This is a genomic window from Halomonas sp. KM-1 (assembly GCF_000246875.1).
Classification (GTDB): domain Bacteria; phylum Pseudomonadota; class Gammaproteobacteria; order Pseudomonadales; family Halomonadaceae; genus Halomonas; species Halomonas aerodenitrificans.
This window is the reverse complement of sequence record NZ_BAEU01000101.1, coordinates 1-1,735: the sequence shown is the minus strand read 5'-3', so window position 1 is coordinate 1,735 and position 1,735 is coordinate 1. Positions and strand designations below refer to the sequence as shown.

Below are 1,735 nucleotides of genomic sequence, written 5' to 3'. Positions count from 1 at the left end.
CCACGCCCGGTGCCTACCTGACCCGTTTGCGCCTGGAGCAGGCCCGCCTGGCGCTGGTGGCCAGCGAGCGGCCGCCGCCGCTGGCGCGCCTCGCTCAGCAGTGGCGACTGGGCGGCGCAGAGCAACTGAGGCGGCTGTTCCAGCGCCATTACGGTATTTCTCCCAGCCTCTACTATCAGCGCTTCGGCCCCAAGGGCCCCGTCACTACATCGACAGACGCGACATCAACAGCAGCTACATCGACAGCCGCCACACCTTCCCTCTCGAACGATGGATGAACGCCCCCAGGAGGCCACCATGCCTTTCAACGTCATGCTGCTGTCACTGTGCCAGGCCCTGCTGGTGAGCGGTAACATCCTGCTGATCGCGGTTTCGCCGCTGATCGGCGCACGCCTTGCCCCCGACCCGGCCTGGTCCACGGCGCCGGTCGCCACCCAGTGGCTGGGGCTGATGTGCGCCACCATTCCCGCCTCGCTGATCATGGCGCATCTGGGGCGCAAGCGCGGCTTCCTGCTTGGCAACCTGGTGGGGCTGGCCGGTGTGGTCGTGGCCGCCCAGGCCCTGGTGACCGAGGCCTTTACGCTGTTCATGCTGGGCACCTGGCTGATCGGCATCGGCATCGGCTTCGGCCAGCTGTATCGCTTCGCCGCGGTGGAAGCGGCACCGCTGGCCCTGCGCGACCGAGCCATCGGCCTGGTCATGGGCGGCGGCGTGCTGGCCGCCTTCTTCGGCCCGTGGCTGGCCCGCATCAGTCGCGAGGCGGCCGTCACGCCTTTCCTCGGCAGCTTCATCGGCCTGGGCGCGCTCTACCTGGTGGCCCTGCTGGTACTGCTGGCGACCCGGCTGCCGCCGGCCGAGAAGACCCACGGCGACGGCCAGCCGCGACCGCTCGGCGAGATCCTGCGCCAGCCGGTGTTCGTGGTGGCGGTGCTCTCGGCGCTGATCGGCTACGGCGTGATGAACCTGGCGATGACCGCCACGCCGCTGGCCATGGCCGGCGCCGGCCACCACTTCGACCATGTCGCCACCACGATCCAGTGGCACGTGGTAGCGATGTTCCTGCCCTCGTTCTTCACCGGGCACCTGACCGCTCGCTTCGGCGCACCGCGCATGATCGCCGCCGGCTGCGTGCTGCTGGCGGCAAGCGGCCTGGCCGCCCAGGTCGAGGCCGGCGTGGCGGGCTTCCATTTCGCCTTGATCCTGCTCGGGCTGGGCTGGAACTTCACCTTCCTGCCCGCCACCGGACTGCTCACCGAGACGTACCGGCCGGTGGAGAAGGCCCGCACCCAGGCTGCCAATGAGTTCCTGGTCTTCTCCACCGTGGCCGTCACCGCGCTGCTGGCCGGGCCGCTGGTCAACCAGCTCGGCTGGGCACTGCTCAACGCCCTGCTGGTGCCACTGTCGCTGGTTCCCATCATGCTGCTCGGCTGGCAACGCCTTGCCAGACGCCGCCAAGACCCTCACATTAGCGGCTGACACCGCTGTGAAGGGATTCCTCGCCAATGCGCCAGTCGCTCACCCGGGAGCTGACCAATCTGATCGAGCGCGGCCGCGACCGTCAGCTGCGGCTGGCGGTCACCGGCCTGTCGCGCTCGGGCAAGACCGCCTTTCTCACCTCGCTGGTCAACCAACTGCGTCATGCCGGCCTCGAGGCGCGGCTCGACCTGATGCCGGCCGCCCGTGAAGGGCGGCTGCTGGGGGCCGCCGGGTCAGCCAACCCGACCTCGGCGTGCCG

At 69.6% G+C, this 1,735-nt stretch carries 2 protein-coding genes and 1 pseudogene; all 3 read left to right on the top strand.

The window, feature by feature from the left end; translation table 11 throughout:
• Positions 1-278, top strand: a 278-nt coding sequence (locus tag B8115_RS10630) for a helix-turn-helix domain-containing protein (protein ID WP_141638566.1), incomplete at its 5' end; no start/stop codon positions are given.
• 19 nt (positions 279-297) lie between these two features.
• Positions 298-1,476: an MFS transporter gene (locus B8115_RS10625; RefSeq protein WP_010627779.1), complete on the top strand. Its 1,179-nt coding sequence runs from the start codon at positions 298-300 to the stop codon at positions 1,474-1,476.
• 26 nt (positions 1,477-1,502) lie between these two features.
• Positions 1,503-1,735: pseudogene (locus B8115_RS10620) on the top strand (YcjX family protein); the annotation flags it as partial.

What these genes read in the sequence shown, in the direction of transcription:
- B8115_RS10625 (WP_010627779.1), top strand. Translation starts at nt 298, where the DNA reads ATGCCTTTCAACGTCATGCTGCTGTCACTGTGCCAGGCCCTGCTGGTG.